Source organism: Streptomyces sp. NPDC002209, assembly GCF_042890265.1.
Taxonomy (GTDB): domain Bacteria; phylum Actinomycetota; class Actinomycetes; order Streptomycetales; family Streptomycetaceae; genus Streptomyces.
Genome location: NZ_JBIARX010000005.1, coordinates 1 through 20,967 on the forward strand (window position 1 = coordinate 1; position 20,967 = coordinate 20,967).

Consider the following 20,967-nt stretch of genomic DNA (forward strand, 5'->3'; position numbering starts at 1 on the left):
ACGCCCGGTTACATTCCGAACCCGGAAGCTAAGCCTTTCAGCGCCGATGGTACTGCAGGGGGGACCCTGTGGGAGAGTAGGACGCCGCCGAACAATCATTGTAGAAAAGCCCTGTACCGGGTATCCGGTACAGGGCTTTTCTGCGTTCAGGGGCCGTGCAGCTTCCTGTAGGGTCATGAGGCATCGTTCGTACGTTCAACAGTGGAGGCCCCCGGGTGGAGGTCCAGGAGACTCGGGTTCAGACGGACCGAATTTTCACCATTCCGAACATCCTGAGCATGGCTCGCCTCGTCGGCGTGCCCCTGTTCCTCTGGCTGATTCTGGAGGAGCACGACGGTTGGGCCTTGGCGGTCCTCATGCTCAGCGGGGTCAGCGACTACCTCGACGGCAAGCTGGCACGGCGCTGGAATCAGATCAGCAGCCTGGGCCGGCTGCTGGATCCGGCCGCGGACCGGCTGTACATCCTCTCCACGCTCTTCGGCCTGACCTATCGAGACATTCTGCCGCTGTGGCTCACCGGGGCGCTGATCGCCCGTGAGCTGATGCTGCTGGTCATGGTCTGGATCCTGCGCCGCCACGGCTATCCGCCGCCGCAGGTCAACTTCCTCGGCAAGGCCGCGACCTTCAACCTGATGTACGCCTTCCCTCTGCTGTTGCTCAGTGACGGTACGGGTTGGTTGGCCTGGATGGGGGCAGTTTTCGGATGGGCGTTCGCCGGATGGGGTACAACCCTCTACTGGTGGGCAGGAATCCTTTACGTGGTGCAAGTCCGCCGGCTCGTGAAGGCGGACGCCGCGGCCGATTGAGCTCGCTCGGCGCCCGGCTGACGCGGAAAAGTTGCGGAGTCACCGTCCGGGACGGGTGAGGTCGGCGAGAACGTCGTCTCTCAAGGAGGACTCTTCCGACATGAAGGCCGTCGTGATGGCCGGCGGCGAAGGCACTCGCCTTCGCCCCATGACCTCGAGCATGCCCAAGCCGCTCCTGCCGGTGGCCAACCGGCCGATCATGGAGCACGTGCTCAGGCTGCTCAAGCGGCATGGGCTCAGCGAGACCGTTGTTACCGTCCAGTTCCTGGCGTCACTCGTCAAGAACTACTTCGGTGACGGCGAGGAGCTCGGAATGGAGCTCACCTATGCCAACGAGGAGAAGCCACTCGGCACTGCCGGCAGTGTGAAGAATGCCGAGGAGGCCTTGAAGGACGACGCTTTCCTCGTCATTTCCGGCGATGCACTCACCGACTTCGACCTCACCGACCTCATCCGCTTCCACAAAGAGAAGGGCGCACTCGTCACGGTGTGCCTGACCCGGGTGCCGAACCCGCTGGAATTCGGCATCACCATCGTGGACGAGGAAGGAAAGGTCGAGCGCTTCCTCGAAAAGCCGACGTGGGGCCAGGTGTTCTCGGACACCGTCAACACCGGTATCTACGTCATGGAGCCCGAGGTCTTCAATTACGTGGACCCGGATGTTCCGGTCGACTGGTCCGGCGATGTCTTCCCGCAGCTGATGAAGGAAGGCCGGCCGATCTACGGCTATGTGGCCGAGGGCTACTGGGAGGACGTCGGCACGCACGAGAGCTACGTCAAGGCGCAGGCCGACGTACTCGAGGGCAAGGTCCAGGTCGAGATGGACGGGTTCGAGATCTCGCCCGGCGTGTGGATCGCCGAAGGCGCCGAGGTGAGCCCCGACGCCGTGCTCCGCGGGCCGCTGTACATCGGTGACTACGCCAAGGTCGAGGCCGGTGTGGAGATCCGCGAGCACACCGTCGTCGGGTCGAACGTCGTCGTGAAGAGCGGGGCCTTCCTGCACCGGGCCGTCATCCACGACAACGTCTACATCGGGCAGCACAGCAATCTGCGCGGCTGTGTCATCGGCAAGAACACCGACATCATGCGGGCCGCCCGGATCGAGGACGGGGCCGTCATCGGTGACGAGTGTCTGGTCGGTGAGGAATCGATCATTCAGGGGAACGTGCGGGTCTACCCCTTCAAGACGATCGAGGCCGGCGCCTTCGTCAACACGTCGGTGATCTGGGAGTCCCGCGGGCAGGCGCACCTCTTCGGCGCCCGTGGCGTCTCCGGGATCCTGAACGTGGAGATCACCCCCGAGCTGGTGGTCCGGCTCGCCGGCGCGTACGCGACGACCCTGAAGAAGGGGGCGACGGTCACCACGGCCCGAGACCACTCCCGTGGCGCGAGAGCGCTCAAGCGGGCCGTGATCTCGGCGCTGCAGGCCAGCGCGATTAACGTGCGCGACCTGGAGAACGTACCGCTGCCCGTTGCGCGGCAGCAGACCGCGCGCGGCAGCGCGGGCGGGATCGTGCTGCGGACCTCGCCGGGAGTGCCGGACTCGGTCGACATCATGTTCCTGGACGAGCGGGGAGCGGACCTCTCGCTCCAGCAGCAGCGCAAGCTGGACCGCGTGTACGCGAGGCAGGAGTACCGGCGGGCGTTCCCGGGCGAGATCGGTGACCTCCAGTTCCCGGGCAGCGTCTTCGACGCGTACACGGGTTCTCTGCTGCGGCGGGTGGATACGACCGGGATCGCCGATTCCGGGCTCAAGGTGGTCGTGGACGCCTCCAACGGCAGTGCCGGGCTGGTTCTGCCCAGCCTGCTGGGCCGGCTCGGCGTGGACGCACTGACGATCAATCCGGGGCTCGACGAGACCAGGCCGACGGAGACCGCGGAGTCCCGGCGGGCCGGGCTGGTGCGGCTCGGGGAGATCGTGGCCTCGGCGCGGGCCGCGTTCGGGGTGCGGTTCGACCCGGTGGGAGAGCGGATCTCCCTGGTGGACGAGCGCGGGCGGATCATCGAGGACGACCGGGCGCTGCTGGTGCTGCTGGACCTCGTGGCGGCCGAGAAGCGCAGCGGCAAGGTGGCGCTGCCGGTGACCACGACCCGTATCGCCGAGCAGGTGGCGGCGTACCACGGGACGCAGGTCGAGTGGACGACGACCTCGCCCGACGACCTGACGCGGGTGGGCCGGGCGGAGAACACGATCTTCGGCGGGGACGGCCGGGGCGGATACATCGTCCCGGAGTTCAGCAGCGTCTTCGACGGTTCGGCGGCCTTCGTGCAGCTGATCGGTCTGGTCGCGCGGACCCAGCTCACGCTGAGTCAGATCGATGCGCGGATACCGCGAGCCCATGTACTCAAGCGGGACGTACCGACCCCGTGGGCGGTGAAGGGGCTCGTGATGCGGCGGGTCGTGGAGGCGGCCGGGGACCGGCAGGTGGACACCACCGACGGTGTGCGGGTGGTCGAGGCCGACGGGCGGTGGGCGCTGGTCCTGCCGGACCCGGCGGAAGCGGTCACGCACCTGTGGGCCGAGGGTCCCGACGACGCGTCCGCGCAGGCGCTGCTGGACGAGTGGGCGGGCGTGGTGGACGGCGCCGGGCACTGAGTGCCGGAGACGTCGTGGACCTGCGCAGTCCGGTGGACGGGGTGAGGAGCGCGTTGCTCCCTGTCCACCGGACGGGCGCATTCGGTGCGGGCGGCGCCGACATGCGACGATGAGCGGCATGTCGCAGCCGCCCCACAACCGGAGTTCGGCGCCGGCGCCTCCTGCGCGTCCGGACGCATCCATGTCGCTGCTGACGCACGTGATGGACCACAGTCTCGACGAGGGCTATGCGGAAGCGTCGGCCCGGCGCGAGGCGGAGGGTACGGCGGGCCTGCCGCGCACCCTCAAGGCCAAGCTGGCGCTCGGCGCCGGGCTCGTGCTCGCCGCCATGGTCGTCACGCTGGGCGCCGCCCAGGCGCGGATAGCCGCCCCGGTGCTGGCCAAGGAGCGGCAGGAGCTGATCGACCGGGTGCAGCGGGCCGACGAGCGCGCGGACGGCCTGGAGCGGGACATCGAGCGGCTGAGGGCGATCGTCGCGAGCCGCCAGCGTGAGGCGCTCAAGCAGCACGGCGGTGACCAAGGACAGCTCGTGGCACTGCTGGCCGGTGCCACGGAGGCCCGCGGTCCGGGGGTCAAGCTGGTCGTGGACGATGCCAAGGGCTCCTCGTCGGGCGGCGGCGGCAAGCCGCGTGAGAACGCCGGGTTCTCGGATACCGGCCGGCTCCGGGACCGGGACATGCAGAAGATCGTCAACGGGCTCTGGCAGTCCGGGGCCGAGGCCATCTCGATCAACGGGCAGCGGCTGACGGCGCTGTCGGCGATCAGGGCCGCGGGTGACGCGATACTGGTCGACAACAGGCCGCTGGTACCGCCGTACGAGGTGCTGGCGGTGGGGGACAAGAAGCGGCTCGGTACCGCGTTCCAGGACTCCGCGGACGGCCAGTACCTGCACGCGCTGCAGGAGAACTACGGGATCCGCTACACCCTGTCCCCCGCGGACGAGCTGCGGCTGCCGGCCGCGTCGAGCCTGACCGTACGTACAGCTACAGCAGAAGAGCCGAAGAAGGGTGCATCGTGATCGCGGTACTGGGCCTGGTGGCCGGAGTGGTGGTCGGACTTCTGGTCCGGCCCGAAGTGCCGGCCGTCGTGGAGCCTTATCTGCCGATCGCCGTGGTGGCGGCGCTGGACGCGGTGTTCGGGGGCTTGCGCGCGATGCTGGACGGCATCTTCGTGGACAAGGTCTTCGTGGTGTCGTTCCTGTCGAACGTGGTCGTGGCGGCGCTGATCGTCTTCCTCGGTGACAAGCTGGGCGTCGGCTCGCAGCTGTCGACGGGTGTGGTCGTGGTCCTCGGCATCCGCATCTTCTCCAACGCCGCGGCCATCCGCCGGCACGTGTTCCGGGCGTGAGGCCGATGAGTACGAACGACAACCCGCCCGAGGAGCCGATGGGCTCGGAGCTCCCGCCGCAGGACCGGCCCGAGCAGGGCGCGCAGCGCGAGGCAGAGCCCGCCCGGCCGCCCCAGCCGACTCGGCCCGCCGAACCCGCCGAACCCGGTGAGACCGCCGCACCCGGCGAACCCGGCGAGACCGCCGCACCCGGCGAGACCGCCGTATCCGAGGCGGCCGCCGCACAGGCCGCCGAGCCTGCGCAGACCGGCCGGCAGCGGCTGGCGGAGGGGCTGTGGCCGCCGCGGGTGAGCCGGGCCCAACTGATCGTGGCGCTGCTCCTGTTCGTCCTCGGGCTGGGCCTGGCCATCCAGGTGCGCTCGAACAGCGACTCCAGCGCGCTGCGCGGGGCCCGTCAGGAGGACCTCGTGCGGATCCTCGACGAGCTCGACGGGCGGACCAAGCGCCTGGAGGACGAGAAGCAGCAGCTGGAGGACCAGCGCAAGGAGTTGGAGAGCAGCTCCAACCAGGCCGAAGAGGCCCGGCGCCAGACGATCGAGAAGGAACGCCAACTCGGGATCCTGGCCGGTACGGTGGCTGCGCAGGGGCCGGGCATCACGCTGAAGATCACCGATCCCAAGGGCCAGGTGCAGTCGGACCAGCTGCTGGACACCCTCCAGGAGCTGCGGGCGGCCGGGGCCGAGGCGATCCAGATCAACGGTGTGCGCATCGTGGCGGGCTCGTTCTTCTCGGACGAGGGCGGCGGGATCGGGATCGACGGTAAGAAGATCACACAGCCTTACGAGTTCAAGGTGATCGGCAAGGCGCAGGATCTGGAGCCCGCTCTGAACATTCCCGGCGGTGTCGTGCAGACGCTGGAGAAGGAACAGGCCACCGTCGCCGTCACACGGTCGGCGAAGATCGTTGTGGATGCCTTGCGGGCTGCGAAGCAGCCTGACTACGCTCGGTCGTCATCGTCGTGATGCGGGACGGGGAGCGGACGGCCCCACGCGGGCTGATGCCTGCGGGGGGTCGGCGCACTGAAGTCGTGGTGCGTGGTGGAAACTGTCTGGTGGTTACGGACGTTGTGAGAATGTCCGGGTCGGCAGGTGTGTGCATTCGGAGTTCGTCCTGCCCCACGGGCGGGTCTGTTTCGTTCAAGGGGAATCGCCCGTGAAGTTGTTTGAGAAGTTGTTCGGAAAGAAGAACCGCGAGGACGGTGCAGCGAAGCACCGCGCGGGGCAGGGAGAGGTGGAAGGGCAGGGCGACCGGCCGCTCTTCCGTGACGAGGTCGCCGGCGCGGGTGATGTTCCGGGCGCGCCGGGCGCGTCGTCTGTTGACCCTGCCGGTTCCGGACGCATAGGTTTCGGTGAACCATCAACCTCAAGTTCGGGTGGAGGGTTTGCCCCCGACCCGTATGCCACCAATGCCTCCGCGGGGCAGCCGCGGCGCGAGGAGCCGTCCATGTCGGCCGAGCAGGTTTGCAGCAGGTGCGGACACCGCAGCGATGCGGCCAGCCGGTTCTGCTCCAACTGCGGCGCGCCGCTGCGGGCGGGCCTGACGCCGGAGCGTGCCTCGGAGACCACGTCCACCATCTCGATCTCGGGCCTCGAGGCCTACGAGGCCGAGGTGTCCGGACAGCAGCACGTGTCGTCCTCGCTGTCCCCCGAGGCCCAGGCCGCGGTGGAAGCTCTGCCTCCGGGTTCCGCCCTGCTGATCGTGCGGCGCGGCCCCAACTCCGGCAGCCGCTTCCTGCTGGACGGTGAGCTGACCACGGCGGGCCGGCACCCGCAGAGCGACATCTTCCTGGACGACGTCACGGTCTCCCGGCGGCATGTCGAGTTCCGCAGGAGCCAGGACGGCGGCTTCACCGTCGCCGACGTGGGCAGCCTCAACGGCACGTACGTCAACCGTGAGCCGATCGACTCGGTCGCCCTGCACAACGGCGACGAGGTGCAGATCGGCAAGTACCGGATGGTCTTCTACGCGAGCCTGCGGGGCATCTGACCGCCCCCTGGGCTCCGCCCGGGGGGACCCCCACCTCCGGCTGCGTCCGGGGGGATCCCCAGAGGGAAGGTCCCATGCTGCGTACCCCCACCGGCGGTGCCCCGAAGAGCGGCACCGCCGGCTCGTCCGGGCGGCTGGTGAGCATCGGCACGGTGCTCACCATGCTGCGCGACGAGTTCCCCGAAGTCACGATCTCGAAGATTCGTTTCCTGGAGGCGGAGGGGCTCGTCGAGCCCAGGCGCACACCTTCCGGATACCGCAAGTTCAGTACGCAGGACGTCGAGCGGCTGGCCCGCATCCTGCGTCTGCAGCGGGACCACTACCTGCCGTTGAAGGTCATCCGCGAACAGCTGGACGCGCTCGCCCGCGGTGAGCAGATCCGCATCCCGTCGCCCACGGCGCACGGGGACTGCGTCGATCCGGCCGGCCCTTCCGCCGTCTACGGCGAGGTGGGCCGGGAACGGCCGGCCACGGCCCGCGTGGGCCGCGCCGAGCTGTTGGCCGCGGCCGAGGTGGACGAGGCCCAGCTGGCCGAGTGGGAGTCGTACGGGCTGATCGGCGAGGCTCCGGGCGGCGGATTCGACGCCGAGGCGGTCACGGTGGCCCGCCTGGTGGCCGATCTGGGCCGGTTCGGGCTGGAGCCCCGGCACCTGCGGGCCATGAAGGCCGCCGCGGACCGGGAGGCGGGGCTGGTGGAGCAGGTCGTCGCACCGCTGCGGCGGCACCGCAACCCGCAGACCAGGGCGCATGCCGAGGCCACCATGAAAGAACTCGCGGGGCTCTCCGTACGGCTCCACGAGGCCTTGGTACAGACGGCTCTCGGGGTCCGTCTGCACTGACGTCGGGGATCTTCGAGGGGGGCCCGACTACCCAAACCTGCCGAGCAGGTCCTAGGGTTGCTGTGTGAACGAGCTCGACGTTGTGGGTGTCCGGGTGGAAATGCCCTCCAACCAACCGATCGTGCTCCTGCGTGAAGTGGGAGGCGACCGGTACCTCCCCATCTGGATCGGACCAGGGGAGGCGACCGCCATTGCCTTCGCGCAGCAGGGCATGGCCCCTGCCCGGCCGCTGACGCACGACCTGTTCAAGGACGTGCTGGAGGCGATCGGCGAGGAGCTCACCGAGGTCCGGATCACGGATCTGCGGGAGGGCGTCTTCTACGCGGAGCTCGTCTTCGCCAGTGGGGTCGAGGTGAGCGCGCGGCCCTCCGATGCCATAGCGCTGGCCCTGCGGACGGGGACGCCGATCTACGGCAGCGACGGCGTGCTGGACGACGCCGGAATCGCCATTCCGGACGAGCAGGAGGACGAGGTGGAGAAGTTCCGCGAGTTCCTCGACCAGATCTCTCCGGAGGACTTCGGCACCGGGCCGCAGTGAGCCGCCGACCGCGCCGTCCACGGGGAGCGACAGCTCATTCGGTCAGCAATTCCCCGATATAGGGCACGGGAAACCACTCTCAGGGTGATTATCACTCGGCGTGCCGAGTGTGGCGATCGTTGACGCACCCCTGGTGACTGCCTACCTTCGAGGGGGCAGGTCAAGGACGGAGGGTCGGCGTGAGAGTCACGGGCGACGGTACGACCGGGGGCATCCCCGTGCGGAGTGACGGTGGGCCGTACCCGCTCCACGGCAGCGCGGCAGGTTCCGCGCGCCGTCAGCCGGAGGCGGCGACGGTCACAGCCGCCGGCGCGGACCCGGCACCCGAACAAGTCGGCTACCGGGGTCCGACGGCGTGCGCCGCGGCGGGCATCACGTACCGGCAGCTCGACTACTGGGCGCGGACCGGGCTGGTGGAGCCCACGGTGCGCCCCGCGTACGGCTCGGGCACGCAGCGCCTGTACAGCTTCCGGGACGTCGTCGTCCTCAAGATCGTCAAGCGCTTCCTGGACACGGGTGTGGCGCTGCAGAACATCCGGACCGCGGTCCAGCACCTGCGGGACCGCGGATTCGCGGACCTCGAGCGCATGACGCTGATGAGCGACGGCGCCACCGTGTACGAGTGCACCTCGCCGGACCAGGTCGTGAGCCTGCTCCAGGGCGGGCAGGGCATCTTCGGGATCGCCGTGGGCGTGGTCTGGCGCGATGTCGAGAACGCGCTGTCGCAGCTGCACGGCGAGCGGGTCGACACCGGCGAGACGGTGGTCGGCCACAACCCGACGGACGAGCTGGCCGCACGGCGCAACCGGGCCGGTTGAGACCGGGCCCCGGCCCGGCCGCGCACGCGCCGGGCCCGGCCCCGGCCGATTGTCAGTGACGTAAGGCAGCATCGGGGCTGTGAGAGCCGCGCCGACCATCCTGCATCTGGACATGGACGCCTTCTACGCATCCGTGGAGCAGGCATCGAAGCCGAGCCTGCGCGGCAAGGCCGTGATCGTCGGCGGGCTCGGCCCGCGCGGCGTGGTCGCCACCGCCTCCTACGAGGCCCGCCGCTTCGGGGTGCACTCGGCGATGCCGATGGCCCAGGCGCGGCGGCTCTGCCCGAACGGCGCCTGCCTGATCCCGCGCTTCAGCCTGTACCGGGCGGTCAGCGACCTGGTCATGGCGCTGCTGCGGGAGCTGTCGCCGCTCGTGGAGCCGCTCAGCCTGGACGAGGCGTTCGTGGACCTGGAGGCGGGCGGAACCGCCTTCGACGCGGAATCCGCCCTGGAGACGGGGCAGCGGCTGCGGGCGGACATCCTGGCGGCGACCGGGCTCAGCGCCTCGGTGGGGCTCGCGGGGTCGAAGATGCTGGCGAAGGTGGCCTCGGAGGAGGCCAAGCCGGACGGGCTGCTGCTGATCGAGCCGGGCACGGAGCGGGCCCTGCTCGCCCCGATGTCGGTACGGACCCTGCCGGGGGTGGGGCCGGCCACCGGGGAGCACCTGCGGCGGGCCGGGATCACCACCGTGGGGGAGCTGGCCGAGGCCGGCGAGGACGAGCTGGTCCGGATGGTCGGGCGCGCGCACGGGCTCGGGCTGTACCGGATGGCGCTGGGGCTGGACGACCGGCCGGTGGTCGCCGAGCGCGACGCGAAATCCGTGTCCGTCGAGGACACCTTCGACGTGGACCTGCACGACCGGGTGCGGATCCGGGGCGAGGTGCAGCGGCTCGCCGACCGGTGTGTGCACCGGCTGCGGGAGTCGGGGCACTCCGGGCGCACGATCGTGCTGAAGGTGCGGCGCTACGACTTCTCGACCCTGACGCGCTCCGAGACGCTGCGGGGGCCCACCGACGACCCCGCGGTGGTGCGGGAAGCCGCCGCGCGATTGCTGGAGGCGGTGGACACCACGGGCGGGGTGCGGCTGCTGGGGGTGGGCGTGACCGGGCTGGCGGACTACACGCAGGAGGACCTGTTCGCGCAGTCCATGGCCGCGGAGGCGGCTGCCGGCGCCGCTGCGGAGGCTGCCCCGGCGGGCGAGGGCGGGGCCGCTGAGCCGGACGGGGCTGCGGAGGCGACCGGAACGGCAGGGCCGGGAGGGTCCGCTGGGCCGGCAGGGCCTGGTGGGCCCGCAGAGGCCCCCGAGGGCGCGGAGCCGGGCGGGGAGCCCGAGCCCGCCCGGGAGCGCCGCTGGGCGGCCGGCAGTGACGTACGGCACGCCGTGTACGGGCCGGGGTGGGTGCAGGGCAGCGGGGTCGGGAGGGTGACCGTGCGCTTCGAGCGGCCCGGATCGCCACCGGGCCGGGTGCGCACCTTCCGGGTGGACGACCCCGAGCTGGAGCCGTCCGATCCGCTGCCCCTCGTGGGGGAACCCGTCCCGGGACAACACACCTAGGGGGTGTCGTCGCCGTTCGCCAGGCGGCCGAAGTCGCGCTGGATGTCCGACGGGAGGGAGACGTCCAGTCCGTAGTGGTGGTAGAGCTGCAGCTCCTGTTCGGGGGAGAGGTGGCGGCCGACGCCGAAGTCCGGGGCGTCCTTGATCAGGGAGCGTTCGAAGGGGACGCGCAGGGTGTCGTCGACCACCTCGCTCGGTTCCAGTGGGACGAACGCGTCCCGGCTGAACAGGCCCGTCCGGACGGCGGCCCACTCGGGCACGCCCGTGGCATCGTCGAGGTAGACCTCGTCGACGGTGCCGATCTTGGTTCCGTTGCGGTCGAACGCCTTGCGGCCGATCAGGCTGCGCGGATCGATGTCGGTCTGCACGGTCCCTCCATATGGTCGCAACTCCTCCGTAACGACTACAAAAGTGCATTTCCGGAGTGGGGGCCACTCGAAGGAGGGCGGAGAACCTCGCTGGTAGGCTGGGTGACGGCTGTTGACCCTGTGCGGGAGAGTCCTCCGAGTGAGCTCGACGGAGGCGCCGAAGGAGCAAATCCTCCCCGGAATCTCTCAGGCATACGTACCGCACGTGACGAGGCCACTCTGGAAAGCAGGGGCAGGTACCGGGCATGCAGTGCCGGTTCCTCCCCTCACCGACGGTGAAAGCCGGAATCCGCGGGTCATCCCCGCGACTCCGGCGAAGCTCTCAGGTTGAGATGACAGAGGGGGAGGCCGTCCGGGTGCCCGCGCCGTGGTACCCCTCGCAGGTCGTACGACCCAGGAGGCCTCCGTACATGACCGCCAACCGCATTCCGCTCTCCCAGCTGGAGCGAGGGATCCCCTTCGAGCAGCGCCACATCGGCCCGGATGCCGAGGCGCAGGCGAAGATGCTCGCCCACGTGGGCTACGGCTCGCTGGACGAACTGACCGCCGCCGCGGTACCGGATGTGATCAAGAGCGCCGAGGCGCTGAACCTGCCCGAGGCGCTGACCGAGGCCGAGGTGCTGGCCGAGCTGCGCTCGCTGGCCGACCGCAACCAGGTCCTGACGCCGATGATCGGCCTCGGCTACTACGGGACCTTCACCCCGCCGGTGATCCTGCGCAACGTCATGGAGAACCCGGCCTGGTACACGGCGTACACGCCCTACCAGCCCGAGATCTCGCAGGGCCGCCTCGAGGCGCTCCTCAACTTCCAGACCGTCGTCGCGGACCTCACCGGCCTGCCGACCTCCGGCGCCTCCCTGCTCGACGAGGGCACCGCGGCCGCCGAGGCCATGACGCTGGCCCGCCGCGTGGGCAAGTCCAAGGGGAACATCTTCCTCGTCGACGCCGACGCGCTGCCGCAGACCATCGCCGTGATCGAGACCCGCGCCGAGCCGATCGGCATCGAGATCGTCGTCGCCGACCTGTCCGAGGGCATCCCGGCCGAGGTCGCCGAGCGCGGCGTCTACGGCGTGCTCCTCCAGTACCCGGGCGCCTCCGGTGCCGTACGGGACATCAAGCCGGTCATCGACCAGGCGCACGGCCTCGGCGCGATCGTCGCCGTCGCCGCCGACCTGCTCGCCCTGACCCTGCTGACCTCCCCGGGCGCGCTCGGCGCGGACATCGCCGTCGGCACCACCCAGCGCTTCGGCGTCCCGATGGGCTTCGGCGGCCCGCACGCCGGCTACATGGCCGTCCAGGACAAGCACGCCCGCTCGCTGCCGGGCCGCCTCGTCGGCGTCTCCGTGGACGCGGACGGCAACAAGGCGTACCGCCTGGCGCTGCAGACCCGTGAGCAGCACATCCGCCGTGAGAAGGCCACCAGCAACATCTGCACCGCGCAGGTGCTGCTCGCCGTCATGGCCGGCATGTACGCCGTCTACCACGGTCCGGACGGCCTGCGGACGATCGCCCGCCGTACGCACCGCTACGCGGCGCTGCTCGCGGCCGGCCTGACGGCCGGCGGGGTCGAGCTCGTGCACGGCGCGTACTTCGACACCCTCACCGCCCGGGTGCCCGGCAAGGCCGCCGAGGTCGTCGCCGCCGCCCGCGAGGGCGGGGTCAACCTGTTCCAGGTCGACGCCGACCACGTCTCCGTCTCCTGCGACGAGACCACCCTGCGCGCCGGCGTCGAGGCGGTCTGGGCCGCCTTCGGTGTCACCGCCGACATCGAGGCCCTCGACGAGACCGCCGCCGACGCCCTGCCCGAGGGCCTGCTGCGCTCGGACGACTACCTGGCGCACCCGGTCTTCCACCAGCACCGCAGCGAGACCGCGATGCTGCGCTACCTGCGCAAGCTGGCGGACAAGGACTACGCGCTGGACCGCGGCATGATCCCGCTGGGCTCCTGCACCATGAAGCTCAACGCGACCACCGAGATGGAGTCGGTCACCTGGCCGGAATTCGGCCAGCTGCACCCGTTCGCCCCGGTCGAGCAGGCCGAGGGGTACCTCACGCTCATCACCGAGCTGGAGGAACGTCTCTGCGAGGTCACCGGCTACGACAAGGTCTCCATCCAGCCGAACGCCGGCTCCCAGGGTGAGCTCGCCGGCCTGCTGGCCGTCCGCGCCTACCACCGGGCGAACGGCGACGAGCAGCGCACCGTCTGCCTCATCCCGTCCTCCGCGCACGGCACCAACGCCGCCAGCGCCGTGATGGCCGGCATGAAGGTCGTCGTCGTCAAGACCGCCGACGACGGCGAGGTGGACGCGGCCGACCTGCGCGCCAAGATCGAGCAGTACCGCGACGAGCTCGCCGTGCTGATGATCACGTACCCGTCCACGCACGGTGTGTTCGAGGAGCACGTCGCCGACATCTGCGCCCAGGTGCACGAGGCCGGCGGCCAGGTGTACGTGGACGGCGCCAACCTCAACGCCCTGGTGGGCCTGGCCAAGCCGGGGCACTTCGGCGGCGACGTCTCGCACCTGAACCTGCACAAGACCTTCTGCATCCCGCACGGCGGCGGCGGCCCGGGCGTCGGCCCGGTCGGTGTCCGGGCCCACCTGGCCCCGTACCTGCCGAACCACCCGCTCCAGCCGACCGCGGGCCCGCAGACGGGCGTCGGCCCGATCTCGGCGGCGCCGTGGGGATCGGCCGGCATCCTGCCGATCTCGTGGTCGTACGTGCGCCTCATGGGCGGCGAGGGCCTCAAGCGCGCCACCCAGGTGGCGGTGCTCGGCGCGAACTACATCGCCAAGCGCCTGGAGCCGCACTACCCGGTGCTCTACACCGGCCCGGGCAACCTGGTCGCGCACGAGTGCATCATCGACCTGCGCCCGCTGTCGAAGGCGACGGGCGTCAGCGTGGACGACATCGCCAAGCGCCTGATCGACTACGGCTTCCACGCGCCGACCATGTCGTTCCCGGTCGCCGGCACGCTGATGATCGAGCCGACGGAGTCCGAGGACCTCGCCGAGATCGACCGTTTCTGCGATGCGATGATCGCCATCCGCGCCGAGATCGAGCGGGTCGCGGGCGGCGAGTGGCCGGTGGACGACAACCCGCTGGCCAATTCCCCGCACACGGCGGCGGCGCTGGGCGGCGAGTGGAACCACCCGTACAGCCGCGACGAGGCCGTCTTCCCCGGCGGGGTGACGGCGGCGGAGAAGTACTGGCCGCCGGTACGCCGTATCGACGGTGCCTTCGGCGACCGCAACCTGGTGTGCTCCTGCCCGCCGCTGGACGAGTACGACAACTGAGCCGTACGGCACTACGACACCGTGTCCGTTCGGTGACATGACATATTCGTATGACATGACGGCATGACGAAGGGGCCGGTCCGGGAGAATGATTCCCGGGCCGGCCCCTCTGCGTTCTTGTTCCGTTCCGTTCTGTTCCGTTCACGCCGTGCTGTCGTCGGACTAGGCCGCTTTCATCACCTGCGCCGCCGCGAGCGGGCGGTGCGGGGCGATGATCTGGCCGTCCGGCAGCAGCTCACCGGTGTCCTCGAAGAGCAGGACGCCGTTGCACAGCAGGCTCCAGCCCTGTTCCGGGTGGTTGGCCACGGGCTTGGCGGCCTCCCGGTCGGCGGAGTCGGCTGACGGGCACGCTGGCTGGTGCTGGCACATGGATGCGTTCTTTCGCTGCGATGTGGTCTGTGTGCTGCGGCTCGATGCGTTGTTCATGGCCGCCCCCCGTATCAACGTCTTGGTTTGGTCAGGGTCCCAGTGTTGCCCTCCGGACTTGAGTCCGCAGGGATTTCCCGGCAGCTGTCCTCATAGATTGATGACGCATCACTCGTGCGGGCGGTTCAGCTCAACTCCCCTGTCATTTCGGGTGGTTCGCAGGTGACCCGAGTGGGCTAGACCGAATGGGTCGTACGGGTCACCGGCCCCGCAACGGGCCAGCTCAGACCATGACCGCACGCCGCTCGGACCGTGTTCGGACCGTGTTCGGACCCGGCTCGGGCTCCGCTCGGGACCTGCTCGGGCCGCGCGTCAGGCCGCCGGCGCGGCCAGCGACGGCGGGAGCGGCGGACTCGGCGGAGCGAGCCGGTGGGTCATCACGGGCAGCAGCTCGGACACCGGATGCGGCCGGTACGCGGCGATGCCGGGCGGGGCGGGCGCCAGCGGTACCAGCAGATCCGCGGCGGCCGGCAGCCCGGAGGACGCGTCGGCGCCGACCGCTCCGTGCAGCCACAGCGTCAGCATGTACAGCTCCGGTACGGACAGCAGTCGCGGCTGGTAGCTCTTGCCGAGGGATTCGGCCTGGCGCAGGGCGCGTTCGGTGGCCGCGACATAGGGGCCCTCGAAGAAATGGGAGAAGGCCCAGCCGTCCGGCGTCAGCCGGGTGTCCGCGGCGGCGACGTAGCGGTCGCCGCTGCGGATCAGGAACCGCCAGGCGGTCAGCCGGGTGCGGGGCGGACGGCCCCCCGCAGTCAGCTCCGAGATGTTCAACCGGTCGAGGACGTGGACCGGAAGCGGCAGTTCGGCGGTCATCGGACCCTGCAGCGCGCGCAGGGCCGGAGTGTGCGCCTCGTGGACGGCGGTGGGGGAACCGAGTGCCGCGAGGACGCTGCGCAGGGCGGGCGCGGGAGCCGGAGGGACATGCAGCGGCATGGTGGGTCGCCTCTCACTTGGGAGACCTGTGGATCGGGGCAGGTGCGGACGGCGCTGTCGCATTCTGGGGCCAGAGGGGGGCTGAGGGGCAATGGCCGCGCGCCAACTCTCTGCCTCGTTTGCGGAGTTTATACGACATGTGTTCACGCAGTGTTTCGGCTAGCTGTCCCGCCTATTGCCGACAAGGCGCTTACCGGTCCCGCTGACATGGCGTTCATGCCGGTTGCGCGCGAACAAGTCGCGCTGACCTCGGAGGTTACCGGACAGGGGCTCGGCTGGAAAGCGCCCATTTTGCGGAACCGGCACAACGCATGCGGAATTTGCATACGGTGTCTTGCCAAGTGAATGTGCCATAGCGCCCTTCGGCCAAACCGGCGCGCGCTCCCCGCCACACACGCCCCCTCGGCGTTATCGATCACGCCGCCGGGGCATCATCGACCGTACACGCGCGCCTGGGTGGCACAGGCCAGGCCCACTCGAGGAGGGACGCTTCGATGGGGGAGAAGGTCGTGGCGGGCGGATTCGACCTGTCCGATCGGCAGAAGTATCGGAGGAAGCTTCACGAGTGCTTGGAGGGGCTGGAGCGGCTTCTGGCGGAGAAGAGGTTCGATCGGCCCAAGAACATGATGGGGCTGGAGATCGAGCTGAATCTCGCGGGTGCCGACGGGTTGCCGAGAATGGTGAATGCCCAGGTTCTGGAGCGGATTGCGAGCCCTGATTTCCAGACCGAACTCGGAATGTTCAACCTGGAGGTGAACGTGCTTCCGCACCGGCTCGGCGGCCGGGTATTCGACCAGCTCGCCGAGGAACTGAGTGCGGGGCTCGGCTATGCCCACCGGCAGGCCGCGGAGATCGACGCCGGGGTGGTGATGATCGGCATCCTGCCGACGATCACCCGCTCCGACCTGGTCACCGCGAACCTTTCGGCGGTGGACCGCTACTCGCTGCTGAACGAGCAGATCCTGATGATGCGCGGCGAGGACTTCATGCTCGACATCGACGGGGTCGAGCGGCTCACGTGGAGCACCGGGTCGATCGTCCCGGAGGCCGCCTGCACCTCCGTGCAGCTGCACCTGCAGGTGACCCCGGCCCGGTTCGCCGACGTGTGGAACGCGGCGCAGGCGGTGACCGCCGTACAGATAGCCGTGGGCGCCAACTCCCCGTTCCTGTTCGGGCGTGAGCTGTGGAGGGAGTCCCGGCCGCCGCTGTTCACCCAGGCCACCGACACCCGGCCGCCCGAGCTCCAGGCCCAGGGGGTGCGGCCGCGGACCTGGTTCGGGGAGCGCTGGGTGGAGTCGGCGTACGAGCTCTTCGCGGAGAACGTCCGCTACTTCCCGGCCCTGCTGCCCATCTGCGACGAGGAGGAGCCGCTGCGCGTGCTCGCCGAGGGCGGGGTGCCGAGCCTGCAGGAACTGGTCCTGCACAACGGCACGGTCTACCGGTGGAACCGGCCCGTGTACGGGGTCGCCGACGGGATGCCGCACCTGCGGGTGGAGAACCGGGTGCTGCCGGCCGGGCCGACGGTCGCCGACGTCGTGGCGAACGCCGCCTTCTACTACGGACTCGTCCGTACGCTCGCCGACGAGCAGCGGCCGGTGTGGACCCGGCTGCCGTTCGCCGAGGCGGAGGCCAACTTCGACGCGGCCTGCCGGTACGGGATCGACGCGCGGCTGCGCTGGCCGCGCCGGGGACGGGGCGGCGGGCTGGCCAGTGTGTCGGCCGTACGGCTGGTCCTGGACGAACTGCTGCCGATGGCGGCGGCAGGGCTGGACGCCTGGGGCATCGAGCCCGCCGACCGCGACCACTACCTCGGCATCATCGAGGAGCGCTGCCAGCGGCGGGTCAACGGGGCGACCTGGCAGGTGGACACCTACCACCGGGCGCTCGCATCCGGGATGGAACGGGACGCGGCGCTGGCCGCGATCACCCGGCGCTACAGCGAGCTGATGCACAAGGGCGACCCCGTGCACACCTGGCCCGTCGGCCTGGTGGACGAGGAGGTGAGCGCCCCGGTGCCGGCCCGGCGCTGAACCTCCGCCGAACCGGTCGCCGTGCGCGCGTTCCGGATCCGGTGATCCCCTTGCCCTGCCGACGAGGCAGTATGGGGTGGACGGAAGCGGAACGGCGGGACGGAGTCGGACGTGCGGGCGGAGCCGGAGCCGGTGGTCAAGGCGTTGCACGAGGACGGGCGGGGGGTCCTGCGCACCGAGACGCTGCTCGTGCTGGCATTGTCGCTGGGGGCGAGCGCCTTCTCCTCGCTGATCAGCTTCATCGGCTCGCTGACCAAGCCGGGCGGCCTCAAGGACCAGGCCGCCACGCTCAACGGCTCGCACGCCCCCGGCCGGCCGTGGCTGGACCTGGCCTGGCAGATGTTCGGCATCGCCACCGCGCTGGTGCCGGTGCTGCTGGTCGCCCACCTGCTGACCCGGGAGGGCGCGCCGGGGCTGCGGGTGCTGGGCTTCGACCGCACCCGGCCCGGCTGGGACCTGGGGCGCGGGGCCCTGGTCGCGGCCGGGATCGGGAGCGCGGGGCTGGCCTTCTACCTGGCGGCGCAGGCGAGCGGCTTCAACCTCACGGTGGTGCCGGAGGCGCTGCCGGACGTGTGGTGGAAGTTCCCCGTGCTGATCCTCTCCGCGCTGCAGAACGCGGTGGTGGAGGAGATCATCGTGCTGGCCTACCTGCTGCGCCGACTCGATCAGCTGGGCTGGTCGCCGACGGCCGCGCTGCTGGCCAGTGCGGTGCTGCGCGGCTCGTACCACCTCTACCAGGGCATCGGCGGCTTCCTCGGCAACATGGTGATGGGCGTCGTCTTCGTCCTGGCCTACCGGCGCTGGGGCCGGGTGGCTCCGCTCGTCGTCGCCCACGCACTGCTCGACATCGTGGCCTTCGGCGGGTACGCGCTCCTCGCGGGCAAGGTGGGCTGGCTGCCGACCCCGTAGGCGGCCACCCCCTAGGGGGCGGCCAGCAGCTCGCCGTCGATGACGGTGACCGCGTTGCCGGTCAGGAGCGTACGGTCGCCGGCCAGCCGGACCGTGACGAGGCCGGTGCGCGCCCCGCCCTGGAGCCCGACCAGCGAGGTGCGGCCCAGGCGTGCGGCCCAGAACGGGGCGAGCGCGGTGTGGGCGCTGCCGGTGACCGGGTCCTCGTCGATCCCGAAGGCCGGGAAGAAGCCGCGGGAGACGAAGTCGTACCCGCGGGAGGGGTCCTCGGCGGCCGCGGTGACGATCACCCCGCGGCGGGAGTAGCCGCGCAGGGCGGCGATGTCGGGGGTGAGCTCGCGTACGGCCCGCTCGTCCGCCAGCTCGACGAGCAGGTCGCCGATGTGCTCGGACGTGTCGTGGACGGACCTGATCCCGGCGCCCAGGGCGCTGCGTACGGCGGGGTCCGCGTCCACCGGTGTCAGCGAGGACGTCGGGAAGTCCATCGTGATCGTGCCGTCCTCGGCGGCCTCAGCCGTGAGGACGCCGCACCGGGCGGAGAACCGGATCAGGCCCGTGGCCAGGCCGCTCGTCGCGATCACGTGCGCCGTGGCGAGCGTGGCGTGGCCGCACATGTCGACTTCCGCGGACGGGGTGAACCAGCGCAGGGCCCAGTCGGCGTCCCCGCCGGGCGGCAGCGGGCGGGCGAACGCGGTCTCGGAGAGGTTGACCTCGCTGGCGACCTGCTGGAGCCAGGTGTCCGCAGGGAACTCCCCGTCGAGGAGGAGGACCCCGGCGGGGTTGCCGCGGAAGGGGCGGTCGGTGAAGGCATCGACGATTCGCAGGCGCATGGAGCGACCGTAGGCCCGGTTCCTGATCGTCGGCAAAGGCCAATCCGGGATGACCGGCCCCGTCCCGGTGACGATGGGGCCTGCGCTCCGCCCTCTCACACGCTCAGGACCGGAGGACCGCGTCCGCGAGCGCGACGACGACCCCGTCGCCATTGCAGGAGGACGGCTCACTGATGTCCGGCTGGATGCTGAGCCTGACCACGTTGGAGATGTCCACCGTCACGGTCTGTGGATGGTTGATCTCCAGCATGACGTTCTTGCGTACCTTCCCATCGCCGTTGATCGACAGCTTTCCGGGCTTGGCCACGCTGTTGTCGTCGAGCCCCACGGTGAGGGTGAGGGTCTTGTACCGCTGGTTGATGCTGTACTCGAGGCCTTCTTGACAGGGGTAGCGAAAAACCATGGCGTTTGAGTAGGTCTTGCCCCCCAGGGTGGCGGAACTGAGGCTGGTCTTGTCGCTGTCGAAGGGGCCGAGCGAGGTGAGGTCTTTCAGGGGGACTCCACCCGACGGCAAAGGAGCGGGACCGGGCGGCTCCCCTGTGCCACCCACTTGGGCGGGCGGTGAAGCCGTAACGGTGACGGTCGCCGTTGCGCGGATGGTCTCCGTGACCGTGACGGTCCTTGCGGTGGGTGAGTTGACCACGGCCGGCAATCCGAAGAAGCCGAGCAGCAGACCGATGACTGCGGTGATGGCGGAGACCAGGGCTGCGACCTCCCCCAAGCGCCGGGGTGTGGGTGTGGGCGTGGGCACTGGCTCGGGGCCCGGTGGCGTCGACGGTAACGGCGGAATCCCGTCGCCCGGCGGTGGTGATGCACTCACAGAACGGCCCTCCAGCAGGCATGGGTGGAAGAGCATTGAACTCGATCAGTTGGTCGTGGCACCAGATGTCAGGCCTCGTGGGGACCGGCCAAAGTCCAGTGAGACGGGACAGCCTGGTCAGACGCGTGTTCGTTACGAGTTTCCGATATATCGTTGACGCATCGCGATGGGTCAGCGATAGTTGACGTATCGCAAGAGCGATAGCGAGAAACCGGAAGGCGAAAGGAGCGCAGCCATGCGTTCACACGGACAGCACGAACACGAGCACGGACGGGGCCACGGCCACTGCGGGCCCGATCGTCGGGAGGAGTTCCAGGGGAGGCGCGGAGCCTTCGGTCCGTTCGGACCGCCCTTCGGCGGCGGCCCCTTCGGCGGGCGCGGCGGACGCGGCGGACCGCGCGGCCGGGCCCGGCGGGGAGACGTGCGCGCCTCGATCCTGGCGCTGCTCAAGGACCGGCCGATGCACGGCTACGAGATGATCCAGGAGATCGGCGAGCGCAGCGGCGGGGCCTGGAAGCCCAGCCCGGGCTCGGTCTACCCGACCCTGCAGCTGCTCGAGGACGAGGGGCTCATCACCAGCGAGAGCGAGGGCGGCAAGAAGCTGTTCACGCTCACCGACGCCGGCCGCACCGAGGCCGAGTCGGCCCCCGAGGCCCCCTGGGCCGAGGCCGGGCGCGGGTTCGACTTCGAGGCGATGCACGAGGTCCGGACGGCCGGAATCGGCCTGTTCGAGGCCTTCGGCCAGGTCTTCAAGACCGGCTCGCCCGAGCAGCGCGAGAAGGCCCTCGCGGTCATCAACGACGCCCGCAAGAAGCTCTACCTGATCCTGGCCGACGAGCACTGAGCCCGCCGGCCGGCGAAAACCGCGCG

General features: G+C 70.2%; 19 protein-coding genes, 1 rRNA gene and 1 riboswitch. Of the genes, 15 read left to right on the forward strand and 5 right to left on the reverse strand.

Annotated elements, in window-relative coordinates; genetic code table 11:
- The 11 genes from rrf to ACFYXK_RS11630 form a co-directional block, all read left to right on the forward strand.
- Positions 1 to 93: ribosomal RNA gene (gene rrf / locus ACFYXK_RS11580) — 5S ribosomal RNA — on the forward strand; the annotation flags it as partial.
- A gap of 122 nt (positions 94 to 215) precedes the next feature.
- Positions 216 to 806, forward strand: coding sequence for a CDP-alcohol phosphatidyltransferase family protein (locus ACFYXK_RS11585; protein ID WP_266631309.1), 591 nt, complete (start codon positions 216 to 218; stop codon positions 804 to 806).
- Between the two features lie 100 nt (positions 807 to 906).
- A complete protein-coding gene (locus ACFYXK_RS11590) occupies positions 907 to 3,402 on the forward strand; it encodes a mannose-1-phosphate guanyltransferase (protein WP_053789732.1) in 2,496 nt (831 codons plus the stop codon).
- A gap of 109 nt (positions 3,403 to 3,511) precedes the next feature.
- Positions 3,512 to 4,420: a DUF881 domain-containing protein gene (locus ACFYXK_RS11595; protein WP_389410962.1), complete on the forward strand. Its 909-nt coding sequence runs from the start codon at positions 3,512 to 3,514 to the stop codon at positions 4,418 to 4,420.
- Positions 4,417 to 4,749 (forward strand): small basic family protein, encoded by a 333-nt coding sequence (locus ACFYXK_RS11600; protein WP_030158423.1) that lies wholly within the window; start codon positions 4,417 to 4,419, stop codon positions 4,747 to 4,749. The genes ACFYXK_RS11595 and ACFYXK_RS11600 overlap by 4 nt, the downstream gene beginning before the upstream one ends.
- Before the next feature lie 5 nt (positions 4,750 to 4,754).
- Entirely contained in the window at positions 4,755 to 5,711 is a 957-nt protein-coding gene (locus ACFYXK_RS11605) for a DUF881 domain-containing protein (RefSeq protein WP_389410963.1), read from the forward strand.
- A gap of 82 nt (positions 5,712 to 5,793) precedes the next feature.
- Positions 5,794 to 6,735 (forward strand): FHA domain-containing protein, encoded by a 942-nt coding sequence (locus ACFYXK_RS11610; protein ID WP_389411326.1) that lies wholly within the window; start codon positions 5,794 to 5,796, stop codon positions 6,733 to 6,735.
- Positions 6,736 to 6,809: 74 nt separating this feature from the next.
- Positions 6,810 to 7,574: a MerR family transcriptional regulator gene (locus ACFYXK_RS11615; RefSeq protein ID WP_389410964.1), complete on the forward strand. Its 765-nt coding sequence runs from the start codon at positions 6,810 to 6,812 to the stop codon at positions 7,572 to 7,574.
- A 64-nt stretch (positions 7,575 to 7,638) separates the two neighbouring features.
- Positions 7,639 to 8,112 carry a bifunctional nuclease family protein gene (locus ACFYXK_RS11620; protein ID WP_030009777.1) on the forward strand — a complete coding sequence of 158 codons (474 nt, stop codon included), beginning with the start codon at positions 7,639 to 7,641 and terminating at the stop codon, positions 8,110 to 8,112.
- A gap of 179 nt (positions 8,113 to 8,291) precedes the next feature.
- Positions 8,292 to 8,930, forward strand: a complete 639-nt coding sequence (locus tag ACFYXK_RS11625; protein WP_389410965.1) for a MerR family transcriptional regulator — start codon at positions 8,292 to 8,294, stop codon at positions 8,928 to 8,930.
- A 79-nt stretch (positions 8,931 to 9,009) separates the two neighbouring features.
- Complete coding sequence (locus tag ACFYXK_RS11630; RefSeq protein ID WP_389410966.1) at positions 9,010 to 10,485, forward strand: DNA polymerase IV; 1,476 nt, start codon at positions 9,010 to 9,012, stop codon at positions 10,483 to 10,485.
- Here ACFYXK_RS11630 and ACFYXK_RS11635 read toward each other — a convergent pair.
- On the reverse strand, positions 10,482 to 10,853 hold the full coding sequence (locus tag ACFYXK_RS11635; RefSeq protein WP_037637096.1) for a PRC-barrel domain-containing protein: 372 nt from the start codon (positions 10,851 to 10,853) through the stop codon (positions 10,482 to 10,484). The genes ACFYXK_RS11630 and ACFYXK_RS11635 overlap by 4 nt on opposite strands.
- 113 nt (positions 10,854 to 10,966) lie before the next feature.
- Positions 10,967 to 11,065: riboswitch (glycine riboswitch) on the forward strand.
- A 198-nt stretch (positions 11,066 to 11,263) separates the two neighbouring features.
- On the opposite strand from ACFYXK_RS11635, the gene gcvP reads away from it, so the two are divergent.
- Complete coding sequence (gene gcvP / locus ACFYXK_RS11640; RefSeq protein ID WP_389410967.1) at positions 11,264 to 14,149, forward strand: aminomethyl-transferring glycine dehydrogenase; 2,886 nt, start codon at positions 11,264 to 11,266, stop codon at positions 14,147 to 14,149.
- A 162-nt stretch (positions 14,150 to 14,311) separates the two neighbouring features.
- Here gcvP and ACFYXK_RS11645 read toward each other — a convergent pair whose 3' ends face one another.
- Together ACFYXK_RS11645 and ACFYXK_RS11650 are read right to left on the reverse strand one after the other, a co-directional pair.
- On the reverse strand, positions 14,312 to 14,518 hold the full coding sequence (locus ACFYXK_RS11645) for a DUF5999 family protein (protein WP_030303831.1): 207 nt from the start codon (positions 14,516 to 14,518) through the stop codon (positions 14,312 to 14,314).
- 369 nt (positions 14,519 to 14,887) lie between these two features.
- Entirely contained in the window at positions 14,888 to 15,508 is a 621-nt protein-coding gene (locus ACFYXK_RS11650) for a hypothetical protein (protein WP_389410968.1), read from the reverse strand.
- Between the two features lie 494 nt (positions 15,509 to 16,002).
- On the opposite strand from ACFYXK_RS11650, the gene ACFYXK_RS11655 reads away from it, so the two are divergent.
- Entirely contained in the window at positions 16,003 to 17,538 is a 1,536-nt protein-coding gene (locus tag ACFYXK_RS11655; protein ID WP_389410969.1) for a glutamate-cysteine ligase family protein, read from the forward strand.
- A gap of 111 nt (positions 17,539 to 17,649) precedes the next feature.
- Complete coding sequence (locus ACFYXK_RS11660) at positions 17,650 to 18,447, forward strand: CPBP family intramembrane glutamic endopeptidase (protein WP_383519169.1); 798 nt, start codon at positions 17,650 to 17,652, stop codon at positions 18,445 to 18,447.
- A gap of 11 nt (positions 18,448 to 18,458) precedes the next feature.
- On the opposite strand, the gene ACFYXK_RS11665 is transcribed toward ACFYXK_RS11660, so the two are convergent.
- Complete coding sequence (locus tag ACFYXK_RS11665) at positions 18,459 to 19,277, reverse strand: PhzF family phenazine biosynthesis protein (RefSeq protein ID WP_389410970.1); 819 nt, start codon at positions 19,275 to 19,277, stop codon at positions 18,459 to 18,461.
- A 103-nt stretch (positions 19,278 to 19,380) separates the two neighbouring features.
- Positions 19,381 to 19,998, reverse strand: a complete 618-nt coding sequence (locus tag ACFYXK_RS11670; RefSeq protein ID WP_389410971.1) for an NPCBM/NEW2 domain-containing protein — start codon at positions 19,996 to 19,998, stop codon at positions 19,381 to 19,383.
- 334 nt (positions 19,999 to 20,332) lie between these two features.
- Between ACFYXK_RS11670 and ACFYXK_RS11675 the strand changes: the two genes are divergently transcribed.
- Positions 20,333 to 20,941, forward strand: coding sequence for a PadR family transcriptional regulator (locus tag ACFYXK_RS11675; RefSeq protein ID WP_383519174.1), 609 nt, complete (start codon positions 20,333 to 20,335; stop codon positions 20,939 to 20,941).
- Positions 20,942 to 20,967: the final 26 nt, after the last annotated feature.

Excerpts from the sequence above, each read along its gene's own strand:
- ACFYXK_RS11590 (WP_053789732.1), top strand. The coding sequence starts at position 907 with ATGAAGGCCGTCGTGATGGCCGGCGGCGAAGGCACTCGCCTTCGCCCC.
- ACFYXK_RS11595 (WP_389410962.1), top strand. The coding sequence starts at position 3,512 with ATGAGCGGCATGTCGCAGCCGCCCCACAACCGGAGTTCGGCGCCGGCG.
- ACFYXK_RS11605 (WP_389410963.1), top strand. The coding sequence starts at position 4,755 with ATGAGTACGAACGACAACCCGCCCGAGGAGCCGATGGGCTCGGAGCTC.
- ACFYXK_RS11615 (WP_389410964.1), top strand. The coding sequence starts at position 6,810 with ATGCTGCGTACCCCCACCGGCGGTGCCCCGAAGAGCGGCACCGCCGGC.
- gcvP (WP_389410967.1), top strand. The coding sequence starts at position 11,264 with ATGACCGCCAACCGCATTCCGCTCTCCCAGCTGGAGCGAGGGATCCCC.
- ACFYXK_RS11645 (WP_030303831.1), bottom strand. The coding sequence starts at position 14,518 with ATGTGCCAGCACCAGCCAGCGTGCCCGTCAGCCGACTCCGCCGACCGG.
- ACFYXK_RS11650 (WP_389410968.1), bottom strand. The coding sequence starts at position 15,508 with ATGCCGCTGCATGTCCCTCCGGCTCCCGCGCCCGCCCTGCGCAGCGTC.
- ACFYXK_RS11655 (WP_389410969.1), top strand. The coding sequence starts at position 16,003 with ATGGGGGAGAAGGTCGTGGCGGGCGGATTCGACCTGTCCGATCGGCAG.
- ACFYXK_RS11665 (WP_389410970.1), bottom strand. The coding sequence starts at position 19,277 with ATGCGCCTGCGAATCGTCGATGCCTTCACCGACCGCCCCTTCCGCGGC.
- ACFYXK_RS11675 (WP_383519174.1), top strand. The coding sequence starts at position 20,333 with ATGCGTTCACACGGACAGCACGAACACGAGCACGGACGGGGCCACGGC.